Raw genomic sequence first — 24,405 nt, 5'->3', positions numbered from 1 at the left:
GGAGGTCGGATGCGGCCATCAGGGTGTTAGAAACCTCCCTTGCCGGGATACCAGCTGGTGCCGGCGAGCGGCACTTGCGCCATGGCGGCAGCTTCCATGGTGAGCGCGCAGAGATCTTCCGGCTCGAGATTGGTCAGCTTGTTCTTGCCGCAGGCGCGCGCAATCGTCTGGGCTTCCAGCGTCATGACCTTCAGGTAGTTGGCAAGCCGACGACCGGCAGCCACCGGATCGAGGCGGGCGGCGAGTTCCGGATCCTGGGTGGTGATGCCGGCTGGGTCCTTGCCTTCATGCCAGTCGTCATAGGCGCCGGCCGTGGTGCCGAGCTTCTGATATTCCTCTTCCCACTTCGGGTCATTGTCGCCGATGGCAACGAGCGCTGCCGTGCCGATCGCCACCGCATCGGCGCCCAGTGCCAGGGCTTTCGCCACATCGGCACCGGAGCGGATGCCGCCAGAGATGATCAGTTGCACCTTGCGATGCATGCCGAGATCCTGCAGCGCCTGCACGGCAGGACGGATGCAGGCGAGCGTTGGCATGCCGACATTCTCGATGAAGACGTCCTGGGTGGCGGCCGTCCCGCCCTGCATGCCGTCGAGCACAACGACATCGGCACCGGCTTTCACGGCAAGGGCCGTATCATAGTACGGGCGGGCACCACCGACCTTCACATAGATCGGCTTTTCCCAGTCGGTGATCTCGCGCAATTCGAGGATCTTGATTTCGAGATCGTCCGGACCGGTCCAGTCCGGGTGGCGGCAGGCGGAGCGCTGATCGATGCCCTTGGGCAGATTGCGCATGTTGGCGACGCGGTCGGAGATTTTCTGGCCAAGCAGCATGCCGCCGCCGCCGGGCTTGGCACCCTGGCCAACCACCACTTCGATCGCGTCGGCACGACGCAGGTCTTTCGGGTTCATGCCGTAGCGCGAGGGGAGATACTGATAGACCAGCGTCTGGCTGTGGCCACGCTCCTCGTCGGTCATGCCGCCGTCGCCTGTGGTGGTCGATGTGCCGGCAAGTGTGGCGCCGCGGCCGAGCGCTTCCTTGGCATTGCCGGAGAGAGCGCCGAAGGACATGCCGGCAATGGTGATCGGGGTCTTCAGGTAGATAGGCTTCTTGGCAAAGCGGGTACCGAGCACCACGGACGTGTCGCATTTCTCGCGATAGCCTTCGAGCGGATAACGCGAGATCGACGCACCGAGGAAGAGCAGGTCGTCGAAATGCGGGACCTTGCGCTTGGTGCCGGCGCCTCTGATGTCATAGATGCCGGTAGCGGCTGCGCGGCGGATTTCGGCCAGCGTGTAATCGTCGAAGGTTGCGGACTTGCGCGGCGGGGTGAAAGGGTTGTGGTAGCTCATGGCTGTTCCTCGCCTCAGTACGCGTCAGCGTTGTCGATATTGAAATTGTAGAGCTTGCGGGCCGAACCGTAGCGCTTGAACTCTTCCGGCTTCACGTCCGTGATGCCGGCCTTTGCCAAAAGCTCGGCGAGCTTTTCGAGGTGTTCGGGTCGCAGCTCCTTCTCTATGCAGTCGGCGCCGAGGCTCTTCACCGTGCCGCGCACGAAGAGCTTTGCCTCATAGAGACTGTCACCGAGCGCTTCGCCGGCGTCGCCACAGACAACGAGGTGACCGGACTGGCCCATGAAGGCCGACATATGGCCAATCGAGCCTTTGACGACGATATCGATGCCCTTCATCGAGATGCCGCAACGCGAGGCGGCGTTACCCTTGATGACGAGCAGCCCGCCACGACCAGTGGCGCCGGCATATTGCGAAGCGTCGCCTTCGATGATCACGGTGCCAGACATCATGTTTTCAGCAACACCCGGTCCGGCGGAACCATGGACCGTGACGGTGCCGCCGTCGTTCATGCCGGCACAGTAATAGCCGACGGAACCTTTGACCTCGACGGTGACGGGGGCGTCGATGCCGACGGCGACGGCATGGCTGCCGCGCGGGTTGACGACTTCGAAGGCAGTATCATTGGCGCCGGCGCTGAGCGCGTGAAGAGCGCTGTTCAGGTCACGCAGCGGCGTCTGAGAAAGATCGAAAACAGGCATGGAGCAAACTTTCGTGTCGTGTGAGGCGAGGCTTCAAGCGGCCTTGTCGTGATCCCAGAAGTAGACGGTTGCCGGTTCCGGCTCCCAGACGCGGGCGGTCTCGATGCCCGGCAGATTGACCAGCGCACGGTATTCCGAGCCGAAGGCGACATACTGATCGGTCTCGGCCATGACGGCCGGTTTGCAGGCGATCGGATCGCGCACAACGCCGAAGCCCGACTTTGTGCCGACGACGAAGGTGAAGAAGCCGTCGAGATCGTCGAGCGCGCCGGTCAGCGCCTCACCGAGGTCCTTGCCCTTGGCCATCTCCGCCGTGAGATAGGCGGCGGCGACTTCACTGTCGTTCTGGGTCTCGAAGCTCATGCCTTCACGGATGAGTTCACGGCGCAGATTGTTGTGGTTCGACAGCGAGCCGTTGTGGACTAGGCACTGGTCCGCCCCTGTCGAGAAGGGGTGGGCGCCGAGCGTGGTGACGGCGCTTTCGGTGGCCATACGGGTGTGGCCAATGCCATGCGTGCCGCCCATAGAGCGGACGTCGAAGCGCCTGACCACATCCTTCGGCAGGCCGATTTCCTTGAAGATCTCGACGCTTTCGCCCGAACCCATGATGCGGGTGTTGGGACGGATATCGCTCAGGATTGCGCGGATTTCGCCAAGCCGGGACGCTGCGATCTCGATGACCGCATGGGTGCTTTTGATCGTGACGGCAGCGTCAATGCCGGCTTTCGCCAGATCTGCGTCGAGGCCCGGGAAATCGCTGGCCGGATCGGCAGACTGGATCGTCACCTTGGCCTTGCCGTCGGTCGTGCCGCCATAGATCGCGATACCGGCGGAATCCGGTCCACGATCGGTCATGGTGATCAGCATATCCGACAGCAGATCCCCTAGACGGGGCTCCAGCGTCTTGTCTTTCAGGAACAAACCCACAATGCCGCACATGGCCGTGATCTCCATTTTTCGTTGGAGACAGACCTAGCAGTGGGCGTTAGCAAAATCAATCCTTAGGAATATTTTTTTCTTTTTAGGCAACTATTGTTGCTGCGGATAGGAGATGATGGACAGGTAGCGCGCCGGCAATTTGACCAGTTCTTCCGGGCCGTGCGGCGCATCGGCATCGAAGAACAGGCTGTCGCCGGCTTCCATGCGGTAGAGGCTATCACCATGGCGATAAACCACCTCGCCCTCCAGCATGTAGAGGAACTCCATGCCTTCGTGCTGGAACGTCGGAAAGACATCGGAGGAGGCGTTCAGCGTGATCAGATAGGGTTCGACGATGACGCCTGATGTGTTGTTCTCGATATGACCGAGCAGACTGTAGTGGTGGCCGGCACGAGTTCCCCGACGCTCCAGATGCACGCCTTCCCCGGCCTTGACGAAGCTTGCGCTACGCGGTTCCTCAAAGCCCCGAAAGAAGGCGGTGATCGGCACGCCAAGCGCTTTGGACAATGCCTGAAGGGTTGTCAGCGAAGGCGAAATGTTGCCGTTTTCGATCTTCGACAGCATGCCGACGGACATGCCGGTGGCGGCGGCCATGTCGGCGACCGTGATGCCGAGCTTCTTGCGATACGTGCGCACCTCATGGCCGATTGCCATTTCGAGATTGTTGGCACGCGGCTCACGAACTGCATGGGGATCCTGGGCAAGTGCCGCCTTGGCAGGGTTCACCAGCTCTTTCCCGCTCTTTGCCATCGTGTCTCTTCCTCCGGGCCTCGGCACGCCCTCAAGACGTCCGTTTGTTTGCTCTAGCGGATTTTGGCGTCAGTCCAAAATGCTCTTTGAAGGCGCGGGAAAAATGCGAGGCGCTCGAAAAGCCTGCGGCAAAGGCCAGCTCAGAGAGTGAGAGCGGACTTTGCTCCAGCAGGCGCCGGGCGTGATCGAGCCTTATCCGCCGGTAGGTATCGTGAAAACTCACGCCAAGATGCTCCGAAAACAACCTATCGAGATGTCGGGGGCTCACGGATGCAAGCCGGGCCATGCTGCGTCGATCAAGCGGCTGTTCGATCGTCGTTTCCATCTTCTCGAGGACCGTGATCAGAGCGGGGTGATGCGTCCCGTAGCGTTCGCTCGACGACCCCCGCTGCGGCGCTGTCGGGTCGGCAACAGCCGTATGCAGATACCAGTCGCTGACACGGCGGGCAAAGGCGGCGCCCATCCGACTTCCGATCACGGCGTGCATCAGGTCGAGCGGTGCGACGCCGCCACCGCATGTCACCCGGTCACCATCAATTACGTAGCGGGCCTGGCGCGGAGACAGATGAGGAAAGGCTTCGCGCAAGGCCGGAGCGTGCTCCCAATGAATGGTAAAATCGCGACCATCGAGCAGGCCGGCAGCGGCCAGAATGAAGGATCCGCTGGAAATCCCCCCGATGCGAACGCCCTGGCGGGCGAGACGTCGGAGCAAGGGTTGGAGCGCCGCCGCCTCGCTCCAGTCCTCCGGATTGCCGCCGGCGACGACGAACACCGTGTGGCAGAGCGTACCGGCTTTGGCGAGATCTTCGCAGGGGACCGCGAATCCCGACGAGGATGGAACCGGTTGGCCGCCGAACGACAGGGGAACCACCTCGTAAAGTGCAGTCTGGGCAATCAGGTTCGCGGCCCTGAGCGGCTCGGTCGCCGAGGCATAGGACATCAATGCAAAATTCGGGATCAGCACGAAGCCATAGCGCTGAGACGAAGCAAGGGAGACTGTCATGTCTTCAATGTATCGCAAAATGGCTCTAACCTGCAATTTAAGTTTCCGATGCGCCGTTAGGCTGAGCCCCATTCTTCGAACCGGGCAGCAGTGGATGCGATATTCGGCACTCTCGATCTTTCTCAACGGGCTCTTTGGCAACCGCAACTGGGCGGCCCACTGGCGCCAGCCGGAACCAAAACCGCACTACGATGTAATCATTGTCGGCGGCGGCGGTCATGGACTGGCAACCGCCTACTACCTGTCGAAGACATTCGGCATCCGCAACATCGCCGTGGTCGAGAAGGGCTATATCGGTTCGGGCAATGTGGGTCGGAACACCACGATCATCCGCTCCAACTATCTCTTGCCCGGCAACAACCCCTTCTACGAGTTTTCGATGAAGCTCTGGGAGGGGCTCGAGCAGGACTTCAATTTCAACGCCATGGTGTCGCAGCGCGGCGTCCTCAATCTTTTCCACTCGGATGCGCAGCGCGACGCCTATACGCGGCGCGGCAATGCCATGCGCCTGCATGGGGTGGATGCGGAGCTTCTGGATCGTGAGGCTGTGCGCGCGATGCTGCCCTTCTTCGACTATGACAATGCCCGCTTCCCCATCCAGGGGGGCATCCTGCAAAGGCGCGGCGGAACGGTTCGCCATGATGCCGTCGCCTGGGGATATGCGCGCGGGGCCGATAGCCATGGCGTCGATATTCTGCAGAACTGCGAGGTTACCGGTATTCGCCGCGAGGGCGGAAAGGCCATCGGCGTCGAGACGACACGCGGCTTCATCGGTTGCGGCAAGCTTGCAGTCGCCGCCGCCGGAAACTCCTCACGGGTTGCCGACATGATGGGCCTCAAGCTGCCGATCGAAAGTCACGTCCTCCAGGCTTTCGTCTCCGAGGGGCTCAAACCCTTCATCGACGGGGTCGTCACATTCGGGGCAGGCCACTTCTACGTCTCCCAGTCCGACAAGGGCGGCCTTGTCTTCGGCGGAGACATCGACGGCTACAACTCCTATGCCCAGCGCGGCAATCTGGCGACGGTCGAGCATGTCGCGGAAGCGGGCAAGGCGATGATCCCTGCCCTGTCGCGGATCCGCGTGCTGAGATCATGGGGCGGCATCATGGACATGTCGATGGATGGATCGCCCATCATAGACCGCGCCCATCTCGACAATCTCTATCTGAATGCCGGCTGGTGCTATGGCGGCTTCAAGGCGACGCCGGCCTCCGGCTATTGCTTTGCCCATCTCATTGCAAAGGGCGAACCGCATGAGACTGCGCGGGCCTTCCGGCTGGATCGCTTCCGCCGCGGTTATCTGATCGACGAAAAGGGCCAGGGTGCCCAGCCGAACCTTCACTGAGTTTTCCGAAAGCGCAACGACGATGGCCAGCCGTATCCCCTGCCCCCATTGCGGGCTTCGACCCAAGGAAGAGTTCACCGTGAAGGGGGCCGCACTACCGCGCCCTGATGCCGAGGCCGGCGCGGAAGTCTGGCACGACTATGTGTATCTGCGCGACAACCCGTATGGCACCTATAATGAATACTGGCACCACACCGCCGGCTGCCGACGCTGGTTGATCGTCACACGCGATACGGCCACGCACGAGGTGGGCTCCTGCCGGGATGCATCCGACGCAAAGGCGGTGATGGCATGAGCTCGTACCGTCTCGGCAAGGGCGGCCTGATCGATCGGACCGCTCCGCTGAACTTCACCTTTGACGGCCGCCCGATGAGCGGCTTTGCCGGCGACACGCTCGCCTCCGCACTTCTGGCGAATGGTCGCCAACTCGTTGGACGCAGTTTCAAATACCACCGCCCACGCGGCATTCTGACAGCAGGATCGGCCGAGCCCAATGCGCTGATGACCATTGGCAGCGGTGGTCGTACCGAACCCAACAGCCGTGCCACGATGCAGGAGCTTTACGAGGGGCTCGAGGCGAACAGCCAGAATCGCTGGCCCTCTCTCGACTACGATATGGGTGCCGTAAACGGGCTTCTTTCGCCCTTTCTGTCGGCGGGCTTCTATTACAAGACCTTCATGTGGCCTGCCAAGTTCTGGGAAAAGCTCTATGAGCCCGTCATCCGCAGGGCGGCGGGGCTTGGCCGTGCGACCTATGAAGCCGATCCCGACTCCTATGAAAAATGCTGGGCGCATTGTGACCTGCTGATTGTCGGCGGTGGTGCTGCCGGGATTGCGGCCGCCTTGACGGCCGGGCGTGCCGGAGCACGCGTCATCCTGATCGATGAGAATGCCGCAATCGGCGGGTTCCTCTTGAGCGAGACGGCAAGCATCGGAGGCAAGACGGCAGCGATCTTCGTTGCCAGTGCCCTGGATGAACTTGCCTCGCTGGATAATGTCAGGCTGATGCCGCGGACCACGGCATTCGGCTGGTACGACGGCCAGGTCTTCGGTGCCGTGGAGCGCGTGCAAAAACATGTTGCATCGCCGGACGCCAACCGCCCGGTTGAGCGCCTATGGCGGATTGCGGCCAGGAAGGCAATTCTGGCGACCGGATCGGAAGAACGCCCGCTGGTCTTCGGCGGCAATGACGTTCCCGGCGTCATGATGGCAGGTGCCATGCGCACCTATCTGAACCGCCATGCTGTGGCGCCCGGTCGCAAGACCGCAATCTTTACAACGAACGACAGTGGCTATGCGCTTGCTGCCGACTTGGAAAAAGCTGGTGTCGAGGTTGCCGTTGTCGTCGACAGCCGCCGCGACGCGGCGATTGACTTCAAGGGTAGCGCGCGGCTCGTAAGGGGCGGTTTCGTCGCCAATGTATCGGGTCGCAAGCGTGTTAGAGCGATCGAGATCTGGCATGAAGGGCAAACCGAACGGATTGGGGTAGACAGCCTCGCCATGTCAGGCGGCTTCTCGCCTGTGATCCACCTGGCCTGCCATCGGGGCGGCAAGCCGCGCTGGTCGGATGACCATGCCGCCTTCTTGGCGCCGGATGGATTGACGGATCTGCAGATCGCGGGTGCCGCCGCCGGTGTATCGGGCATCAGGTCATCCATGGAATCGGCCAGCAAGACAGCCGTTCAGGCTCTTGCCGAGCTTGGCGTTTCCGCGAAAGCCTGTGACATCCCAGTGATCGAGGGAGACAGTGTGCTCGCACCAGCCCCACCGCTCTGGTCCATTCCTGGTATCAAAGCGAAGGCCTTTGTCGACCTCCAGAACGATGTGCATGTCAAGGATTTCGGGCTGGCTGTTCGGGAGGGCTATGGACATGTGGAACTCGCCAAGCGCTACACGACCAATGGCATGGCGACGGATCAGGGCAAGCTATCGAACGTCAACGCAATCGGCCTACTGGCCGAAGCGCGACGCATATCGCCTGCCGACGTCGGCACCACGACGTTCCGTCCATTTTATACGCCGGTCTCGTTCGGGGCGCTTGCCGGAGCATCGACCGGCAAACACTTCCAGCCCGTCCGCAAGTCGCCCCTGCATGACTGGGCAGCACGGCTGGGCGCAACCTTTGTCGAGACGGGGCTCTGGTATCGCTCAAGCTGGTTTCCGAAACCGGATGAAGTGAACTGGCGGGAGAGCGTCGACCGCGAAGTCATGAATGTTCGACAAAATGTCGGGCTCTGCGACGTCTCGACCTTGGGGAAGATCGAGATCTGCGGGGCGGATGCAGCCGAATTCCTCAACCGGGTCTATTGCAACGGCTTTCTCAAGCTGCCGGTCGGCAAGGCCCGCTACGGCCTGATGCTCCGGGAAGACGGCTTCATCTATGATGACGGCACCACCAGCCGGCTGGGCGAGAACCGCTACTTCATGACCACGACGACTGCCTATGCAGCTAGTGTGATGAACCATCTCGAATTCTGCTCTCAAGCACTCTGGCCCGAACTCGACGTCAGGCTGGCATCCGTCACCGACCAATGGGCACAGATGGCCATAGCCGGACCGAAGGCGCGTGCCGTGCTGGAGCAGATCGTTGATCAGGACATTTCCAATGACGCTTTCCCTTACCTTGCAGCAAGAGAGGTCCAGCTCTTCGGCGGACGTCTCAAGGGACGGCTGTTTCGCATCTCGTTTTCAGGCGAACTCGCCTATGAACTCGCCGTTCCCGCCGATTTCGGCGAGAGCGTTGCCGATGCGATCATGCGGGCCGGCGAACCTCATGGCATTTGCGCCTACGGCGTCGAAGCCCTGTCGGTCTTGCGGATAGAGAAAGGCCACGTCACGCACAACGAGATCAACGGTACGGTCGTCCCAGCGGATCTCGGCATGGCGAAAATGGTCGCCATGGGCAAGCCGGATTTCATCGGCAAACACATGGTTCAGCGCGAGGGATTGGTCGATACCGATCGCCTCCAGCTTGTTGGCGTTATGCCGATCGAGCCGTCCGACAGTTTCCGAACGGGGGCCCATATTCTGAAGAAAGAAGCCGATGCGACACTCGAGAATGATGAAGGTTATGTCTCGTCGAGCTGCTACTCACCGCATGTTGGCTCGACCATCGGTCTTGCGCTGGTGAAGGGCGGCGCCTCCCGCTACGGCGAGGAAGTTCAGATCTGGAACGGTCTGCGCAACGAGTTTGCCATGGGGCGGCTGGTGAGCCCTGTTTTTGTCGATCCGCAAAACGAGAAGCTTCATGTCTGAAACGCACATTTCCCCGGATCATCTGACGTCCATGGACATCGAACGCCGTTCGCCACTGGCGGAACCTATCCGCGTGCTGGGAGACGGCACACGACTGGCCGTGCAGACAGAAGGCGCGCTGTTGCTGCTGCTCTCGCGTCCCGGCTCCATTGATGAGGCCTGGATCAGGCAACAGCTCGGTGCGGGGATGGCGGCAGACCTGAGACCCTTCAGCCCAGGCCAGTGGTTGCTTGTATCAGATGGCCGACTGGACCACGCTGTGATTGCGGAAACGCTCCGGGAGCGAGTGGATATCGTCGACCAGAGCCACGGCCGGGTTCGGCTGGAGCTCGAAGGACGAACTGTCCAGACTGTTCTGGCGCAGGCCACCGGGCTCGACCTCCATGCCGCCCCTGTAGCTCTCGAGCGACCTGCAACTACACTGATTGGCCATATCGGCGTTCATATTACCCAGACGGGGCCGGAGGTTTTCGAACTGATCGTCATGCGCAGCCTCGCCGAAAGTCTCGTTGGGGAGATCGCCCTCTTGTGCCGCCATCCCTTAGGCCAGGCATAAGCTAATTGTTGAGCGTCGACTAAGAGTTCTCTGCTGCGAACGAAATCGCTGACCCGCCGGCATTTTGCGCCGGCATGCCCGCTCCACAGAGAGGACAATGGGCTTTTCACTGAAATTCACGCAAGCCGATAACCGCGCATTTTTTGCGCGGCCAAATCTCGTTTTCGGTCTTTGAGATCACTCGTCCGAAAGAGACACTACATGCGAAAGAGGTGCGTGCTCCCGGCATCGAAGGTCACATCCACCATCACAGCAGGTCCGATTTCCGACAGGGCCGGATGGCCGAATGGCAGCTTGACCGAAAGTGTTTCGCCCTCTCCGAGATCCACAACCACATCAGTTGTGTTGCCCAGAAAATGCATGTCCAGGACAGTGCCTCGCAGCAATCCCGCATCGCTTCCGGTCTTGCGCAATTCCAGCCGTTCGGGGCGCAGGAGAAGCGCCCCCTTGCCCCCATTACCCTGCCCATGAAGCGGAACACCTGAAACCTCGACGCCCCCCTTGGTCTTGATCCGAGCCGACGTCCCCTGTGTTTCAAGGATATCGACATCGATGAAGTTGGAATCGCCGATAAACCCTGCAACGAAGCGGGTCGAAGGCTCGGCATAGAGCATGTTACCCGAGCCGATCTGGTCGATGCGGCCGTGGCTGAAGACCGCGATGCGATCGGACAGGCGTAGCGCTTCCTCCTGGTCATGCGTGACATAGAGGATGGTAACACCCGTCTCGCGGTGAATTCTGCGGATTTCGAACTGGATTTCTTCGCGCAGTTTCTTGTCGAGGGCCGAGAGCGGTTCGTCCATCAAGAGAATGGGCGGATCGTAGACAAGTGCGCGGGCAAGCGCGACGCGTTGCTGCTGGCCGCCCGACATCAGGGCGGGCTTCCGATCCTCGAAGCCTTCGAGCCGCACCAGGCGCAGTGCTTCCTTCACCTTCGTCTCGATTTCCGCTTTGGGCAGGCGGCGAATGCGCAAGGGAAAGGCGACATTCTCGCCAACGGTCAGATGCGGAAACAGCGTGTAGCGCTGGAACACCATGCCAATATTGCGCTTGTGCGATGGCGTATCGAGCACACTCTTGCCATCCACCAGAATATCACCGGAGGTTGGATTTTCGAAACCTGCCAGCATGTAGAGCGTGGTCGATTTACCCGAACCCGAAGGCCCGAGAAAGGTCATGAACTCGCCCTTACGGATATCGAGGGTCACGTCCTTGACCGCAGTAATCGGGCCGTAGTCCTTGCGAATATCGCGGATCTCAATGAAGGAAGACGTCATGTTTTTCGTCCCTTGCGGACCAGGGCCGCGATGACCATCAAGACGATGGTGAAGAGAATGAGAAGGGTTGAAGCAGCGGCAATGACGGGGGTCAGGTCCTGTCGCAGCGTCGACCAGATCTTGACCGGCAGGGTCTGCAGCGTCGGGCTCGCCATGAAGATCGCCAGCACCACCTCGTCCCAGGAGGCGAGGAAAGAGAAGACCGCCGCCCCGAACAGGCCGTGGCTGATCGCCGGCACCGTGACCCGGAGCCGGGCTTCCCATGGGCTTGCGCCACACAGGATGGCAGCATCCTCGATGGACTTGTCGAAGCCGTCGAGCGCACTGCCGATCGAGATGATCGAGAAGGGCAGCGCGATCAACAAATGCGCGATGATGAAGCCGAGCGTGGTGCCTGCCAAGCCGATCTCCAGGAAGAAGGCATAGAGTGCCACCGCAAGCACGACCACCGGCAGGATCATCGGGGTGAGGAAGAGTGCGCGCAACAACTCCTTACCGACGAAGTTTCCACGGCTGAGGCTAAGCGCTGCCAGAAAGCCGATCACCACCGACAGTACTGTAACGACGGAGGCGATCTGTAGGCTGGTCAACGCCGATGTCAGCCAGCGCGGATCGGAAAACAATTCCGCATACCAGCGGGTCGTCCAGGATGGCGGCGGGAAGATCAGCCACTGCGAGGAGCCGAAGGACAGAGCTGCAATGAAGACGATGGGCATGAGCAGGAAGAGGCAAACGAGGACTGTCGTCCCAATGAGCAACCATTTCCAGGCGCCGAGCTTGTCATAGTCGAGCAACATGGCGAGACCTCCTCAACCGATCCGATTTGCGCCGAAGAAGCGCAATTGCACGGCGTAAAGCAGGAGGGTCACGACCAGGAGAACGAAGGCCGCGGCGCCCCCCATGCCCCAGTTGACCAGCGACTGGACGAATTGCGCGATCATTTCGGCGAGCATCATGTTCGCCGTCCCGCCGAGCAGCGCAGGGGTGACGTAATAGCCCAGCGCCATGACGAAGACCATCAATGCACCCGCTGCGACGCCCGGGAGGGATAGGGGGAGGAGGATATGGGTAAAGCATTGCAGGCGGTTGGCCCCACAAAGGGCGCCAGCGCGTAGGATGGCCGGATCGATCGACCGGAGAACGCCGACCAGCGGCAGGATGACGAAGGGTAGCATAATGTAGGTCATGCCGATCGTGACCCCGACGAGGTTGTTGACCAGCGCCAGCGGCTGGTCGATCAGGCCAAGCCCCATCAGGGTCTTGTTGATCACGCCGGTGCGCTGCAGGAGAACCATCCAGGCATAGGTGCGGGCAAGCAGGTTGGTCCACATCGACAGGATGATGATGGCAAAAACCAGTTGCGACCAATGGCGTGGCAGAACAGCAAGCGCCCAGGCCACTGGATAGCCGATCACCACGGATAAGGCAGTCACAGTACCTGCCACCAGAAAGGTATTGGCAAAGATGCGCAGATAGGTGCCGCTGCCAATCAGTTCGACGTAGTTTTGCAGGCCGAGTTCAGGCTCCGTCACGCTGCGCAGCAAAAGGCCAAGCACAGGCGTGACAAAGAAGAGGATGATCAGCATCAGAGCTGGAACGGAACTGGAAAAGCCGCTGTCGCGCTTTCTCACCGATCCCCGGCTGCTGCCGTTCGCTCTTTCAGTCGTTGCGAGAATGGCCATGCTGTTGCCCCGGTTCTGTTGGGCCGGCCGATCGAAACCGGCCGGCTTTCTCGCTTACTTGGCCTGCCAGTCGTACCAGCGCTTGCCGATCTCGTCGCGATTGTCGGCCCAGTAGGTCATGTCGGCATTGACCTGGCTTTCGGCCTGCATGTCAGGCAAAGTCTTGCGAACGGCTTCGTCCATCAGGAGATTGGCGTCGACATTGGTCGGGGCATAACCGGTCGCCATCGAGAACAACGATTGCTGCATGTCGGCGGTCGCATGGGCGATGAACTTCATCGCTGCATCCTTGTTCTTCGATCCCTTGGGCACGACAAGGGAATCGGCCGCCGTGATGTTCTGATCCCAAGAGGTTTCGACCGTGACACCGGTGGCGGCGAGTGCCGTCAGGCGGCCATTCCAGAAGGAGCCGAAGGGGGCCTCGCCTGAGGCCAGCAGCTGCTGGGAGGCCGCACCACCATCCCACCAGACGATGTCAGACTTGATGCTGTCGAGCTTCTTGAAGGCACGGTCGAGATCAAGCGGATAAAGCTTGTCGGCGGGAACACCGTCAGCGAGCAGTGCGGCTTCGATCACGCCCGGCGCCGACCACTTGTAGAAGGCGCGCTTGCCGGGGAACTTGGCCGTGTCGAAGAGATCGGCCCAGGTCTTCGGGCAGGTGCCGGCCGCGTCCTTGTTGCAGCCAATGACGAAGGAATAGTAGAAGCTGCCGACGGAATAGTCGGTGACGAAACGTGGATCGAGCTTGGACTTGTCGATGACGGAGAAGTCGAGCGGCTCTAGCAGACCAGCTTTGCCGGCCTGGACGGCATAATCGCCCTCTACGTCGACCACGTCCCATGTGACGCTACCGGCTTCGACCATGGCTTTGATCTTGCCGTAGTCGGTCGGACCGTCCTGGACGACTGCAATGCTCGTGTTGTTCGTGAAGCTGTCTGCCCAATTCGCCTTCTGGGCGTCCTGGGTGGTGCCGCCCCAGCTGGTGAAGACCATCTCGTCGGCGAGTGCCGAACCAGAAAGACCGATCAGGGCGGTAAAGACTGTGGCTGCCAGTTGTTTTTTCATGTTCCCGTTCTCCGTTATTATTCACTTTTTATGTGTCATGCAGGCAGGCTGGTACCGAGCGGCGAGAAGGCCGCCGGCTTCATGATCTTGTTGTCTGCAACCTCGATCAGGTCGCGGATCTTGGGCAGGAAGGCACGCCAGGCCGGGTCTGCCATCAGGGCGGCCCGCCGCTCCTGCCGTTCGTCCAGGCTGGCAAAGGCCCAGATATGAACGATCTCGTTGATCGGGCCGATTTCGGAAAAGAAGTAACCGACGAGGTGGCCAAGATGGGTCTTCTGGATCGCAATCCCCTCTTCCTCGACGACCTTCAGATATTTGGGGATCGCGCCGTTCTTCAGTCGGTAAGTGCGGATCTCGTAGTACATGGGCTCACCGCATCACGAAGGGATCGGGGATCGGATCGTCGGATGTGCGCACCCAAACCGTCTTCGTCCGCGTATAGTCCAGGGCGGCTTGAAGTCCGCCTTCGCGTCCGTGGCCGGACTGGCCGAAGCCGCCAAAGGGGGCGATCGGGGACACGGCCCTATACGTATTCACCCAGACGACGCCGGCGCGGATGCGCTTGATCATGCGATGGGCACGGGTCAGGTTCTGGGTGAAAACGCCAGCCGCCAGCCCATAGCGCGTGTCGTTCGCAAGCCTGACGGCATCTGCTTCCGTGTCGAAGGAAAGAACCGACAGCACAGGTCCGAAGAGTTCCGTTTCGACCGAAGGCGACGTCACGCCGTCGCAGTCGAGGATCGTCGGAGCATAATAAAAGCCCTCCTCCCTCGGATTTTTGCCGCCGGTTACGAGCCGGGCGCCAGCGTCCAGTGAAGCCTGCACCGTCTGCTCAATCACTGCCCGCTGGCGCTCAGTGCAGAGCGGCCCGACTTCTGTCCCCATATCGAGCGGCAAGCCGATGCGAATGGCTTCGGCCTTCGCCCTGAGGATATCGAGAAAGCGATCCTTCACCGAGGCCTCAACAATGAGGCGCGATCCGGCAACGCAAGACTGCCCGGTCGCCGCAAAGATGCCGGCCACCTGGGCATTGGCAGCGCTCTCAAGGTCGGCGTCAGCAAAGACGACGAAGGGGGATTTGCCGCCGAGTTCGAGCGATGTACTGGCGAGGTTCTCGGCTGAATTGCGCACAACTGCGGCAGCCGTTCCAGGCCCGCCGGTAAAGGCGATATGGGCAACCTTCGGATGGCGGGTAAGCGCCGAGCCGCAGGAGGGGCCAAAGCCCGTCAGGATATTGACGACGCCATCCGGGAACCCGGCCTCATGCACGAGGCGGGCAAATTCCAGAAGCGGTGCCGGCCCATCTTCCGAGGCCTTGACCACCAGCGTGCAGCCGGCCGCAAGTGCGGGGCCGAGCTTGACGGCGGAGAGAAACAGCTGGCTATTCCACGGCACGATGGCGGCGACGACACCGACCGGTTCGCGCCGGAGCCAGACATCCATGTCCGGCTTGTCGATCGAAAGATAGGCGCCCTCGATCTTGTCGGCGAGCCCGGCGTAGTAGCGATAGTAATCCGCGACATAGGCAATCTGGGCCGAGGTCTCGCGGATGATCTTGCCTGTATCGCGCGTCTCGAGTTCCGCAAGTTTCGGTGCATTGGCGGCGACGAGATCGGCGAGTTTGTAGAGCAGCTTGCCGCGCTGGGTCGCCGTCATCGCCGCCCAGGGGCCGTCCAGCAAGGCAGATTCGGCGGCGTCGATCGCGCGCTCGACATCCGCTTCACGGGCTTCCGGCATGTCCGCCCAGGGAGTGCCAGTTGCTGGATCCAGGCTTTCGAAACGACCACTCCCATCTTCGAATATGCCGTTGATATATTGCTGAAAGCGCTGCATCAGACCCCCTCAGCCGAAAGCCGGCATGACGTCGGCGATGAAGCGTTCGAGCGAAGCCTTCTTCCGCTCGAAGCTCATGCCGGTGTCGATCCACATGGAATACTCGTCATAACCCAGCGCCTGGTAAGCCTTCAGCCGGGCGATCACCTCGCCGGCTGTGCCGATCGGCAGGTTTTTCCGCATGACTTCAGGCGAGAGCATGGCGTTGGCGGCCATCTCCTCTTCTGTGAGACGCTCGATCAGGCCCTGGCGGATCGGCTTCTCGTTCTTGAACCAGGCGGAGAAGTAATTGTAGTAGACGCTGACTTCGCGGGTCGCCTGATCGACGTCGCTCGCATCCGAGCCGACATAGGTGTGCAAGAGCAGCATGATCTTCGGCCGCGCCTGATCGGCCGCCTTTTCACAAGCCGTGTTGAAGCGGCCCATGAGTGCCTCGATTTCCAGGTCGCCGTTCCATAGCGGCGTCACCTGGACATTGCAGCCATTGGCGACGGCAAATTCATGGCTGTTGGGATCGCGGGCCGCGACCCAGATCGGCGGATGCGGCTGCTGCACCGGCTTCGGCGCGGAGGTCGTGGACGGGAACTGCCAGAACTCGCCCTGATGGGCATAGTCGCCGGCCCAGATACCTTTGATCGCCGGGATCAGCTCGCGCATGCGCTGGCCAGCGCCCCAAGGGTCGAGGCCCGGCAGCAGGCGCTCGTATTCGAAGCCATAGGCGCCGCGGGCAATGCCGACATCGAGCCGCCCATCGGAGATGATATCGGTCATGGCCGCTTCGCCGGCGAGCTTGATAGGATGCCAGAAGGGCGCAATCACGGTTCCCGTGCCGAGCCGCACGTTCTTCGTGCGGCGGGCGAGGTCAGCCAGATTGATGAAGGGGTTCGGCGCGATGGTGAAATCCATCGCATGGTGTTCACCCGTCCAGATCGCATGCATGCCGCCACGATCGGCGATCTCGCAGAGCTGAATGAACTCTTCATAGAGTTGCCCGTGTGACTGGCTGGCATCCAGCCTTTCCATGTGGACAAAGAGCGAGAACTTCATGGTCTAACCTCTGGCGGCCTGGGCATGCACCCGGCCCTTTTCCTGATTTCCGACATAGACCCCGAAATTGCCGAGGCTCGATTCCTGAGCGTAGCGCTTCAGCACGTCGCGCGTGGCCCGATCGGCGACGCGCTCGAGCGGCAGCGCGTCGACGGGGTAGAGCTTTGCCCCCTCGATATCGCCTTCCCCGAGCGTTGCCCGATAGATGACGTGCTGGCGGCGGGCTTGGGTGTCCTCATAGATGGAGTAGACAAGGCCAGGCGCGACCGGAAGGCGGCAAAGATCATGCAGATGGCCGAACAGGGCGTCGACGCCGTCACCACCACTCTCCAGTTCGATCGATGGAAGGCCAAGCGTGCCATCAGGCGCTTCCTGCAAAAGTACCTCGCCGGCGCGTTCGGCGACCGTTCCAAGTGTTTGCGGCATGTCCTGGCCGGCAAGCAATGCCTTGTCCGACAGCGCTGGCGAGAAATAACCGCCCCGCGCATAGCCAAGCCCGGCAAGGCCCGTATCCTCGAAGGCTTCGACCCGGCCGATCAGGATCACATGGTCGCCGGCCTCGACCACCTGATAGGTTGAACAGTCGAACCAGGCCGAGACATCGGCAAAGACGGGAGAGCCATAGGGACCGTCGCTCCAGGAGACGGCTGCAAAGCGATCCTCAACCGGTCGGGCGAAGGTGTTCGACACGTCCTTCTGCGCTTCGGAGAGGATGTTGACGGCAAAGCCTATGGATCGGGTCATCGCGTCGAAATTGCGCGAGGTCTTGGCGAGGCAGACGAGAAGAAGAGGCGGATCGAGCGAGACGCTGGCGAAGGAATTGGCGGTGAAGCCGATCGGCTCGCCAGCGGCGTTGCGGGTGGTCACCACGGTGACGCCGGTCAGGAAGGCGCCGAAGGCATTTCTGAGGGCGCGCGAATCATGCGTCATGGCAGGCTTCCTCCGTGGTCCAACTCATCCATTCGGCAAGGGCGTCATTCACTGCCTGTGGCGCCGTCAGGTTGACCATGTGGCGGTGACCGGGAATGACCACCGCCCGTCCCATCGACGTCGATGCCGCCATAGCCTCAGCCATATCTGGCGTCGAATTGAGATCCCCCTCACCTGTCAGGAACAGAGCGGGACAGGTGACGTCCGGCCAACGGTCAGCATAGACCGCGTCTCCGTTGGCAAAGGCTGCATAGGCGGTCGCATAACCCTGCTGATCGACTTCGGCCAGCAGCCGCCGCGACAAAGCATAGGCGGCCTCTTCATGCTCATGCCCATCGCCAAACCAGCGGCGCAAAGGCGCTTCGCGGTCAAAGCCACCGGTCTCGATTTCGGCAGCGCGCTTCATCACCGCGTCGCGGGCCATCGGATCGCGCCGATAGACACCATTGAGAAGTGCCACGCGCCGAACAAAGGACGGCGCTTCGACGGCAAGCCCGCCCGCGATCAGCGCGCCCATGGAATGGCCTGCAACACTGACCGGCCCACGATCGATTTCCGCGAGGAACCGCGTAAACCGGCCGACAAAAGCCGGCAAGGCAGACCCGCCTGTGAGTGGGGCGCTTTCGCCGTGCCCAGGAAGGTCGGCTGCAATCACTTCAAAGCTGCCGGAAAGGGCTTCGATCTGCGGCAGCCAGGCCTCCAGCTTCATGCCGACGCCATGGATCAGGACCAGCGGCTCGCCGCGTCCGACCGCGACATAGGCCGTGCCCGACGGTGTCTCAGACCGCTGCGGGATTATGGACATCGTTGCCCAACTCCTTCAGGTCCTGATAGCGATCACCAATGCGATGGTGCGGACGTCCGCCGATCGATGCGCCGAGCGCGACAACAATCTCGTCTGCTGCAGGGGCATCTGGAATGGCGCACTGGATCGTCAGGTAGTGCGAGCGACGACCCTCGTCATTTTTATCCATCAGCGGGATCATGATCGGAGCATTGGCCCCTCCCCGCGTATTGCAGAAGGCGAGATAGGACTTGGCACCGACGGCCTGGCGATAATGGTTGCCAAAGCGAAGCGTGTGGATGAGTGCCGAGGCATGTTCGACTTCACCGTCGAGACCGACGACAGCGGCCTTGCCATAGGCTTCGACAGCCTCCCCCGATCCCGTTACGTCAAGGATCATCTTGGTGAGAAGCGCACCGAGCACTGGAGCTGCTGCATGGATCTCGGGCTTCAAGTCTTCGACGAAACCACGTCCGGCCCAAGGGTTCTTCAGGACGGCAATTGCAGCAATCAGCTTCAGCGGCTTCGGTGCTGCCTTACCACCTTCGATGAGCGTGGTTTCAACGTGGAGCAGGGTTTTGCGAATGACCGGAACCAAGGCCGCCTCCTTCTGATGTGTATGCCACATGTTGGTATACCATCAGACAACGTGTCAAGACCTTGCTGGTGACAAAAAATGCAGCTATGGAAGAATGATGCTGAAACAAGACAATGACCTTGCCGATCTGCGGATCGAAACCCCGCCCGTGACCTTGAGGGAGATTGCTCTCGACCGGCTGCGGCGCGCCATTATCTCGGGCCTTTTTGAACCGGGACAAAGATTGGTCGAGCGGAACCTCTGCGAGCAGATGGGTGTCTCGCGCTCCGTGATCCGGGAAGTCATCCGCCATCTGGAATCAGAGGGGCTGGTCGAAAACGTTGCAAAGCAGGGCCCCACGGTCGCACGGATTAGCTGGGAGGATGCCAGACAAATCTACGAGATCCGATTGGCTCTCGAAGCCACTGCGGCGGCAGATTGTGCGAGGCGAGCCGATGCGGCAATCAAGGCCAAACTGGCAACAGCCCTCGATGAACTCGATCAAACGTCAAAGAACCAGTCTCCGCCCGCAATTCTGGATGCGACACATGAGTTCTATAAAGTCATGTTTGAGGCCGGTGGGCATGTCATCGCCTGGGAAATCGTGAACCGTCTCAACGGACGTATCTCCCGCCTGAGAGTGATGACGCTTTCGACACGCAATCGCACAGTCTCTGGACCTGCCCGGATGAGAGAAATTTTCAATGCCATTGCAGACAACGACCCGAAAGCAGCAGAGCGGGCCTGCCGATCGCATATTGAAGAGGCCTCTGAAATCGCCAGATCACTGCTCTTGAAGGAAGAGCTGTGATCTTCAGCAACTCCCCCTCGGAAAGAGCTAAAACCATCCAAAGCGATCCTTCTGGCTTAGATTCAAGTGGCCGAGAGGAAAACGAGCGTCGCGAACAGCCAAGGCATAACCTCTGCCATGGTTTGGAAGGCGCCTATCTGTAAGTCCAGCATCCGCCTGGAAACAGAGACTGCGGCCGTCATTCCTAAATCCCTGCGTATTTATTCATGTTCCCCCCGCTGTCGGCCGGGAGGTCATCGGTACCGCCGACGGGCGAACACCACGTTCCGGTCATTTGAGTTCAAAAACGGTACGTGCAGTTTGCCGCCCATTTGGCCCGATAACTGCACTCCCCGTCGTCGATCAATAATGTCCGATAATCTTGCATTATCGGACATTTTGGTCTTAGTGGGTTGAATGACCCAAATCATCGATCAAAGCAGTGAAGATTGCGTCAAGGTGAGCTCTTCACCGCCGGGTATTGTGGCTCCCAGTGATGCCGCTCTGACATCGCCCGCCTCCCCCGCTGAAAGCGCCGCAGACCCTGCACATCTGGCCGACCTGACCGCGCGGGCGCGGGCCTATGTCGAGGCAGCAAGTTCCGCCAACACCCGCAAGGCCTATGCATCTGACTGGAAACATTTTGCTGCCTGGTGTCGGAGATCGAACATCAATGTCGTTCCTGCAAATCCGCAGACCGTCGGCCTTTATATCACCGCCTGCACCTCAGGCACCGCCGCCGGCCCTGGCGATCGTGGCGCAAAGCCGAATTCGGTCGCGACAATCGAGCGCCGCCTTTCCTCACTATCCTGGAATTACGCGCAGCGTGGCCTCGTCCTTGATCGCAAGGACCGCCACATCACCACGGTGATGGCGGGTATCCGTAACCTCCATGCTCGCCCGCCTGCGCAGAAGGAAGCGGTGATGGGCGAAGACATCCTCGCGATGATCGATACGCTCGAACGAGGAACGCTTCGGGGAATGCGCGACCGTGCCATGCTGCTTGTCGGTTATGCCGGCGCCCTTCGGCGATCGGAAATCGTCGGGCTTGATCTGAAACCCGATCAAACCGAGGAGGGTCGAGGCTGGATCGAAATCCTCGACCAAGGCTTGGTTGTAACCCTGCGCGGCAAGACCGGCTGGCGGGAAGTGGAGATTGGACGGGGTTCAGCCGACGCAAGCTGCCCGGTTGCAGCCATCGAAACATGGATCAAGTTCGCCAAACTTGCGCATGGGGCCCTGTTCCGCCGCATCACTGGGCAAGGAAAATCCGTCGGCCCCGATCGCTTGAATGACAAGGAAGTCGCGCGGCTGGTCAAGCGTGCCGCCATGGCGGCAGGCATCGGCGGCGACCTGAGCGAGACAGACCGCGCCCTTAAGTTCTCAGGGCACTCATTGCGTGCCGGGCTCGCATCGTCAGCAGACGTGGAAGAGCGTTATGTCCAAAAGCACCTCGGGCATGCATCAGCCGAGATGACCCGCCGCTATCAGCGGCGTCGGGACCGCTTCCGCATCAACCTGACCAAGGCATCGGGGCTTTAGAGCCATCCAGTCGATCACAAGCGGCTAGCACCGAAGACAGACCAATCTGTTTTCGAGGTCAGAATTTCCAGACCGAGAGCCCCAAGCCAACTGTTCCCCATCGGATCGAGCGCGGGGGACCAGACGGCAATAGATGCATGAAGCGGCGCGATGGCAAGAATACCACCACCGACTCCGGATTTTGCAGGAAGTCCAACACGATAGGCGAAATCGCCTGATCCGTCATACAGCCCGCAGAGCATCATGATTGACAGGATGCGCCGCGCCCTACGGGCCGCACTGAGTTTCACCTCGTCATCATCCTTGGGATCATCAAGGATCAGAAAGCGACCTGCTTTCGCGAGGCCACGGCAATCTAGTTTGATCGCACACTGGTGAACATAGGTATCCATTACCTCCTCGACTGGATTGGTGATGTTGTCGAAGTGTCGGGCCATGAACATCAGTGATCGATTGAGATCTCCCCCTGTACGGTCGCTGGCCATGACATCATCATCAAGTTCAATCGGTTGACCGTCGAGCATACGTTCAAAGAGCGCAATGACATGCCGATTTGGACTGTTTTGGCCTTTGAGGGATGCCAAAACATCGCAGACCACAAGCGCGCCGGCATTGATGAAAGGGTTGCGGGGGATGCCTTTCGCGCGCTCCAGATCGATGATCGAATTGAAAGGGTCGCCAGACGGGTCTCGCCCTACCCTCTTCCACAATGCCTCGCCGATAGCCTCAAGGGCTACTTCCACGGCAAAGACCTTGGAAATTGACTGAATTGGAAAGCTGACGCCTGCATTTCCAGCCGCGGCCATCTGGCCGTCCTTCATGAAGACGGCAATTCCAAACTTTTCAAAATCCGTCCTGCGCGGCGCGGGCCTTCCGGCTGCGTCCGCCTCGACAGTCGCCTTTTCGAGGATCTCAGGGCTCGCCTTGCGCACCTCAGTGACAACGTCGTTGAGGGTCGTCTGGAGGTTCAACTCGGTCATTTGCGGCTTCACAATAATACACCTCTTCCGGACTGCCGAATTCAGTACCGCGCCGCTGTGGACGGCACCACGGGAGCAAGATGCTCCTGCTTGGATTTTGTTCCCGGAACATCAGGATTGACTCATATCACCTTTCGTTTTACGAATGACGAAATTCGATTTTCGTCAGCATTCAGGATTTATCATGTCAGCAATTGCAGATAACGCGCTGGAACCGGGGCGCCAGGAAAGCAATCACCGCATCTTGGATGCGGCAGAGGCACTTTTTCGTCACTATGGCTATGCCAAGACCACGGTCGCAGACATTGCCAAAGATCTCGGCATGTCACCCGCGAACATCTATCGCTTCTTCGCATCAAAGGCCGAAATCCATCAGGCGCTTTGCGCGCGAATGCTGCAACAGAGCCTGACGATTGCCGAGGATGCAGCCAAAATGCCAGCCAGTGCCGAAGAGAGGCTGCGTCACTACTCCCTCGCGCATTTCAAGTTCACCGTCGACATGATGCTGGTCGAGCAGCGGGTGCACGAGATGGTGCTGGTTGCGATCGAACGCGAATGGAATGTCATCGATGAGTTTATCGACAAGATCCAGGACGTGGTGGCGACAATCATCGCCGATGGCATGGAGAAGGGCGAGTTCCGCAAAGGGGATGCCGATGCAGCGGCACGTGCTTTTGGAGCCGCTACGATCGCGCTGCACCATCCGCAACTGGTCGCCCAATGCGTCGGCAAACCCAACCGCGTTACGCCGGAAGAACTGACCGATTTTGCAATCAAGGCCCTCAAGGTCTGACCTCCCCCCTTTCCGCACCCCAAGGTATTGTCCGATGTCCCTTTCCTTCTCATCTACCCGTCTTGTTTTGCCTCTTCTGGCAGTCCTCACGCTCTCTGCATGCACTGAGGAGCAAGCAGAGGCTCCCACAGAAACACCTTCACGGCCGGTGAAGGTGGTTGAAGTAGCACCCGCCGCCAAGGCCCGCGAACTCCGCTACTCTGGCATCGTCAAAGCTCGCAGCGAGGCTGCCACTGGCTTCCGCGTCGCCGGCAAGATTACCGAACGGCTGGTCGACATCGGTGACCGGGTCGTCGCAGGGGAGGTTCTGGCACGTCTTGATGTGGCCGACTACGTGCTTCAACTCAAAAGCGCTGAAGCCAATCTTGCATCGGCCGAACGGCAGGTCGAAACGGCAGCCTTCGCAAAGGCCCGTGCAGAAGCACTCTTCCGCCAGCAAGTCAGCACCAAGGCACAGCTCGAGCAGGCAGAGCTTTCCTTCAACCAGGCCGTCGCCAATCGCGACAGCGCCCGTTCCAGCCTTGAGCAGGCACAGAACCAGGTCGGATACGGGGAGCTAAAGGCAGACCGTCCCGGCATCGTCACAGCAATCAATGCCGATGCAGGGCAGGTGGTCCCAGCGGGCAATCCGGTCGTAACTCTGGCAGCCGACGGCGAAAAAGAAGTACTCATCGCAGTTCCTGAAAACGAGATCCTCGCCTTTTCGGTCGGCAAGAAGGTCGATGTTGGGCTTTGGTCGAAGGAAGGTCTGAAGCTTGAGGGTACGGTTCGAGAGGTCGCCGGCAGCGCCGATCCGGCATCCCGAACCTTCTCTGTCCGTATTTCAGTCTCTGACAATCCTGACATCCTGCTCGGAATGACGGCGCGGGTGGTAGCTCAGGCGAGCGCCGAAAAAGAGCTTTTCGAACTACCCCTTTCTGCCCTTGCGCGCGATGCCGAAAACGCCCCGATTGTCTGGGCCGTAGAGCGAGATGGCCAGACGGTTCACTCCCGTCGCGTAACTCTCGAAACATTTTCGGAAGCGGGCGTGCAGATCTCACAAGGCGTGAGCGCAGGGGACATCGTCATCGTGGCTGGTACCCAATTCATGCGGGAGGATCTCAAGGTCGCGCTTGAGGGTGATACCCTGTCCCAACTGGCAAGCGGAGAACTCACAGCGTCGACGCGCTGACCTCCCCGCTCTGCCCTCATCTTTTCGCTG

At 60.4% G+C, this 24,405-nt stretch carries 24 protein-coding genes; 8 read left to right on the top strand and 16 right to left on the bottom strand.

The window, feature by feature from the left end:
- Positions 1 to 26: 26 nt before the first annotated feature.
- The 5 genes from IP76_RS06900 to IP76_RS06880 form a co-directional block, all read right to left on the bottom strand.
- Positions 27 to 1,355: an FMN-binding glutamate synthase family protein gene (locus tag IP76_RS06900; protein ID WP_054157472.1), complete on the bottom strand. Its 1,329-nt coding sequence runs from the start codon at positions 1,353 to 1,355 to the stop codon at positions 27 to 29.
- Positions 1,356 to 1,369: 14 nt separating this feature from the next.
- On the bottom strand, positions 1,370 to 2,056 hold the full coding sequence (locus IP76_RS06895) for a GXGXG domain-containing protein (RefSeq protein WP_054157471.1): 687 nt from the start codon (positions 2,054 to 2,056) through the stop codon (positions 1,370 to 1,372).
- Between the two features lie 33 nt (positions 2,057 to 2,089).
- Positions 2,090 to 2,995 (bottom strand): glutamine amidotransferase family protein, encoded by a 906-nt coding sequence (locus IP76_RS06890; RefSeq protein WP_054157532.1) that lies wholly within the window; start codon positions 2,993 to 2,995, stop codon positions 2,090 to 2,092.
- A gap of 90 nt (positions 2,996 to 3,085) precedes the next feature.
- Positions 3,086 to 3,745: an XRE family transcriptional regulator gene (locus tag IP76_RS06885; RefSeq protein ID WP_054157470.1), complete on the bottom strand. Its 660-nt coding sequence runs from the start codon at positions 3,743 to 3,745 to the stop codon at positions 3,086 to 3,088.
- 31 nt (positions 3,746 to 3,776) lie between these two features.
- A complete protein-coding gene (locus tag IP76_RS06880) occupies positions 3,777 to 4,748 on the bottom strand; it encodes a GlxA family transcriptional regulator (RefSeq protein ID WP_054157469.1) in 972 nt (323 codons plus the stop codon).
- 94 nt (positions 4,749 to 4,842) lie between these two features.
- Between IP76_RS06880 and IP76_RS06875 the strand changes: the two genes are divergently transcribed.
- Genes IP76_RS06875 through IP76_RS06860 form a run of 4 tightly spaced genes read left to right on the top strand, consistent with a single transcriptional unit; the run spans position 4,843 to position 9,904 of the window.
- Positions 4,843 to 6,093 (top strand): sarcosine oxidase subunit beta family protein, encoded by a 1,251-nt coding sequence (locus IP76_RS06875; protein WP_054157468.1) that lies wholly within the window; start codon positions 4,843 to 4,845, stop codon positions 6,091 to 6,093.
- 22 nt (positions 6,094 to 6,115) lie between these two features.
- On the top strand, positions 6,116 to 6,388 hold the full coding sequence (locus IP76_RS06870) for a sarcosine oxidase subunit delta (RefSeq protein WP_054157467.1): 273 nt from the start codon (positions 6,116 to 6,118) through the stop codon (positions 6,386 to 6,388).
- A complete protein-coding gene (locus IP76_RS06865) occupies positions 6,385 to 9,348 on the top strand; it encodes a sarcosine oxidase subunit alpha family protein (RefSeq protein ID WP_054157466.1) in 2,964 nt (987 codons plus the stop codon). Before IP76_RS06870 ends, IP76_RS06865 begins: the two co-directional genes overlap by 4 nt.
- Positions 9,341 to 9,904, top strand: a complete 564-nt coding sequence (locus IP76_RS06860) for a sarcosine oxidase subunit gamma family protein (RefSeq protein WP_054157465.1) — start codon at positions 9,341 to 9,343, stop codon at positions 9,902 to 9,904. Before IP76_RS06865 ends, IP76_RS06860 begins: the two co-directional genes overlap by 8 nt.
- A gap of 197 nt (positions 9,905 to 10,101) precedes the next feature.
- On the opposite strand, the gene IP76_RS06855 is transcribed toward IP76_RS06860, so the two are convergent.
- From IP76_RS06855 to IP76_RS06810, 10 genes are read right to left on the bottom strand one after another with little or no spacing between them, the layout of a single operon-like run.
- A complete protein-coding gene (locus tag IP76_RS06855) occupies positions 10,102 to 11,181 on the bottom strand; it encodes an ABC transporter ATP-binding protein (protein WP_054157464.1) in 1,080 nt (359 codons plus the stop codon).
- Positions 11,178 to 11,978 carry an ABC transporter permease gene (locus tag IP76_RS06850; protein WP_054157463.1) on the bottom strand — a complete coding sequence of 267 codons (801 nt, stop codon included), beginning with the start codon at positions 11,976 to 11,978 and terminating at the stop codon, positions 11,178 to 11,180. The genes IP76_RS06855 and IP76_RS06850 overlap by 4 nt, the downstream gene beginning before the upstream one ends.
- A 12-nt stretch (positions 11,979 to 11,990) precedes the next feature.
- A complete protein-coding gene (locus IP76_RS06845) occupies positions 11,991 to 12,863 on the bottom strand; it encodes an ABC transporter permease (RefSeq protein ID WP_054157462.1) in 873 nt (290 codons plus the stop codon).
- A gap of 54 nt (positions 12,864 to 12,917) precedes the next feature.
- Positions 12,918 to 13,928 carry an ABC transporter substrate-binding protein gene (locus IP76_RS06840; protein WP_054157461.1) on the bottom strand — a complete coding sequence of 337 codons (1,011 nt, stop codon included), beginning with the start codon at positions 13,926 to 13,928 and terminating at the stop codon, positions 12,918 to 12,920.
- A 35-nt stretch (positions 13,929 to 13,963) separates the two neighbouring features.
- Positions 13,964 to 14,293, bottom strand: a complete 330-nt coding sequence (locus tag IP76_RS06835) for an NIPSNAP family protein (protein WP_054157460.1) — start codon at positions 14,291 to 14,293, stop codon at positions 13,964 to 13,966.
- Positions 14,294 to 14,297: 4 nt separating this feature from the next.
- The gene (locus IP76_RS06830; protein WP_054157459.1) at positions 14,298 to 15,761 is read right to left on the bottom strand and encodes an aldehyde dehydrogenase; all 1,464 of its coding nucleotides are present in this window, start codon (positions 15,759 to 15,761) and stop codon (positions 14,298 to 14,300) included.
- Positions 15,762 to 15,770: 9 nt separating this feature from the next.
- Positions 15,771 to 16,808, bottom strand: a complete 1,038-nt coding sequence (locus IP76_RS06825; RefSeq protein ID WP_054157458.1) for an LLM class flavin-dependent oxidoreductase — start codon at positions 16,806 to 16,808, stop codon at positions 15,771 to 15,773.
- A 3-nt stretch (positions 16,809 to 16,811) separates the two neighbouring features.
- The gene (locus tag IP76_RS06820; RefSeq protein ID WP_054157457.1) at positions 16,812 to 17,738 is read right to left on the bottom strand and encodes a flavin reductase family protein; all 927 of its coding nucleotides are present in this window, start codon (positions 17,736 to 17,738) and stop codon (positions 16,812 to 16,814) included.
- Complete coding sequence (locus IP76_RS06815) at positions 17,728 to 18,543, bottom strand: alpha/beta fold hydrolase (protein ID WP_054157456.1); 816 nt, start codon at positions 18,541 to 18,543, stop codon at positions 17,728 to 17,730. Before IP76_RS06815 ends, IP76_RS06820 begins: the two co-directional genes overlap by 11 nt.
- Positions 18,518 to 19,120, bottom strand: a complete 603-nt coding sequence (locus IP76_RS06810) for an amino acid synthesis family protein (protein WP_197278314.1) — start codon at positions 19,118 to 19,120, stop codon at positions 18,518 to 18,520. Before IP76_RS06810 ends, IP76_RS06815 begins: the two co-directional genes overlap by 26 nt.
- A 31-nt stretch (positions 19,121 to 19,151) precedes the next feature.
- Between IP76_RS06810 and IP76_RS06805 the strand changes: the two genes are divergently transcribed.
- Complete coding sequence (locus tag IP76_RS06805) at positions 19,152 to 19,910, top strand: GntR family transcriptional regulator (protein WP_245281409.1); 759 nt, start codon at positions 19,152 to 19,154, stop codon at positions 19,908 to 19,910.
- A 396-nt stretch (positions 19,911 to 20,306) separates the two neighbouring features.
- A complete protein-coding gene (locus tag IP76_RS06800; protein ID WP_054157454.1) occupies positions 20,307 to 21,431 on the top strand; it encodes a tyrosine-type recombinase/integrase in 1,125 nt (374 codons plus the stop codon).
- 14 nt (positions 21,432 to 21,445) lie between these two features.
- On the opposite strand, the gene glsA is transcribed toward IP76_RS06800, so the two are convergent.
- Positions 21,446 to 22,411, bottom strand: a complete 966-nt coding sequence (gene glsA / locus IP76_RS06795) for a glutaminase A (protein ID WP_054157453.1) — start codon at positions 22,409 to 22,411, stop codon at positions 21,446 to 21,448.
- A gap of 184 nt (positions 22,412 to 22,595) precedes the next feature.
- On the opposite strand from glsA, the gene IP76_RS06790 reads away from it, so the two are divergent.
- On the top strand, positions 22,596 to 23,204 hold the full coding sequence (locus IP76_RS06790) for a TetR/AcrR family transcriptional regulator (RefSeq protein WP_054157530.1): 609 nt from the start codon (positions 22,596 to 22,598) through the stop codon (positions 23,202 to 23,204).
- Positions 23,205 to 23,238: 34 nt separating this feature from the next.
- A complete protein-coding gene (locus IP76_RS06785) occupies positions 23,239 to 24,375 on the top strand; it encodes an efflux RND transporter periplasmic adaptor subunit (protein ID WP_054157452.1) in 1,137 nt (378 codons plus the stop codon).
- The last annotated feature ends 30 nt before the right edge of the window (positions 24,376 to 24,405 follow it).

Source organism: Rhizobium sp. AAP43, assembly GCF_001296045.1.
GTDB lineage: Bacteria > Pseudomonadota > Alphaproteobacteria > Rhizobiales > Rhizobiaceae > Allorhizobium.
This window is presented reverse-complemented; position numbering and strand designations above follow the sequence as displayed.

Coding starts and splice junctions, on each gene's coding strand:
- IP76_RS06900 (WP_054157472.1), bottom strand. CDS start 1,355: ATGAGCTACCACAACCCTTTCACCCCGCCGCGCAAGTCCGCAACCTTC.
- IP76_RS06895 (WP_054157471.1), bottom strand. CDS start 2,056: ATGCCTGTTTTCGATCTTTCTCAGACGCCGCTGCGTGACCTGAACAGC.
- IP76_RS06890 (WP_054157532.1), bottom strand. CDS start 2,995: ATGTGCGGCATTGTGGGTTTGTTCCTGAAAGACAAGACGCTGGAGCCC.
- IP76_RS06885 (WP_054157470.1), bottom strand. CDS start 3,745: ATGGCAAAGAGCGGGAAAGAGCTGGTGAACCCTGCCAAGGCGGCACTT.
- IP76_RS06880 (WP_054157469.1), bottom strand. CDS start 4,748: ATGACAGTCTCCCTTGCTTCGTCTCAGCGCTATGGCTTCGTGCTGATC.
- IP76_RS06875 (WP_054157468.1), top strand. CDS start 4,843: ATGCGATATTCGGCACTCTCGATCTTTCTCAACGGGCTCTTTGGCAAC.
- IP76_RS06870 (WP_054157467.1), top strand. CDS start 6,116: ATGGCCAGCCGTATCCCCTGCCCCCATTGCGGGCTTCGACCCAAGGAA.
- IP76_RS06865 (WP_054157466.1), top strand. CDS start 6,385: ATGAGCTCGTACCGTCTCGGCAAGGGCGGCCTGATCGATCGGACCGCT.
- IP76_RS06860 (WP_054157465.1), top strand. CDS start 9,341: ATGTCTGAAACGCACATTTCCCCGGATCATCTGACGTCCATGGACATC.
- IP76_RS06855 (WP_054157464.1), bottom strand. CDS start 11,181: ATGACGTCTTCCTTCATTGAGATCCGCGATATTCGCAAGGACTACGGC.
- IP76_RS06850 (WP_054157463.1), bottom strand. CDS start 11,978: ATGTTGCTCGACTATGACAAGCTCGGCGCCTGGAAATGGTTGCTCATT.
- IP76_RS06845 (WP_054157462.1), bottom strand. CDS start 12,863: ATGGCCATTCTCGCAACGACTGAAAGAGCGAACGGCAGCAGCCGGGGA.
- IP76_RS06840 (WP_054157461.1), bottom strand. CDS start 13,928: ATGAAAAAACAACTGGCAGCCACAGTCTTTACCGCCCTGATCGGTCTT.
- IP76_RS06835 (WP_054157460.1), bottom strand. CDS start 14,293: ATGTACTACGAGATCCGCACTTACCGACTGAAGAACGGCGCGATCCCC.
- IP76_RS06830 (WP_054157459.1), bottom strand. CDS start 15,761: ATGCAGCGCTTTCAGCAATATATCAACGGCATATTCGAAGATGGGAGT.
- IP76_RS06825 (WP_054157458.1), bottom strand. CDS start 16,808: ATGAAGTTCTCGCTCTTTGTCCACATGGAAAGGCTGGATGCCAGCCAG.
- IP76_RS06820 (WP_054157457.1), bottom strand. CDS start 17,738: ATGACGCATGATTCGCGCGCCCTCAGAAATGCCTTCGGCGCCTTCCTG.
- IP76_RS06815 (WP_054157456.1), bottom strand. CDS start 18,543: ATGTCCATAATCCCGCAGCGGTCTGAGACACCGTCGGGCACGGCCTAT.
- IP76_RS06800 (WP_054157454.1), top strand. CDS start 20,307: ATGACCCAAATCATCGATCAAAGCAGTGAAGATTGCGTCAAGGTGAGC.
- glsA (WP_054157453.1), bottom strand. CDS start 22,411: ATGACCGAGTTGAACCTCCAGACGACCCTCAACGACGTTGTCACTGAG.
- IP76_RS06790 (WP_054157530.1), top strand. CDS start 22,596: ATGTCAGCAATTGCAGATAACGCGCTGGAACCGGGGCGCCAGGAAAGC.
- IP76_RS06785 (WP_054157452.1), top strand. CDS start 23,239: ATGTCCCTTTCCTTCTCATCTACCCGTCTTGTTTTGCCTCTTCTGGCA.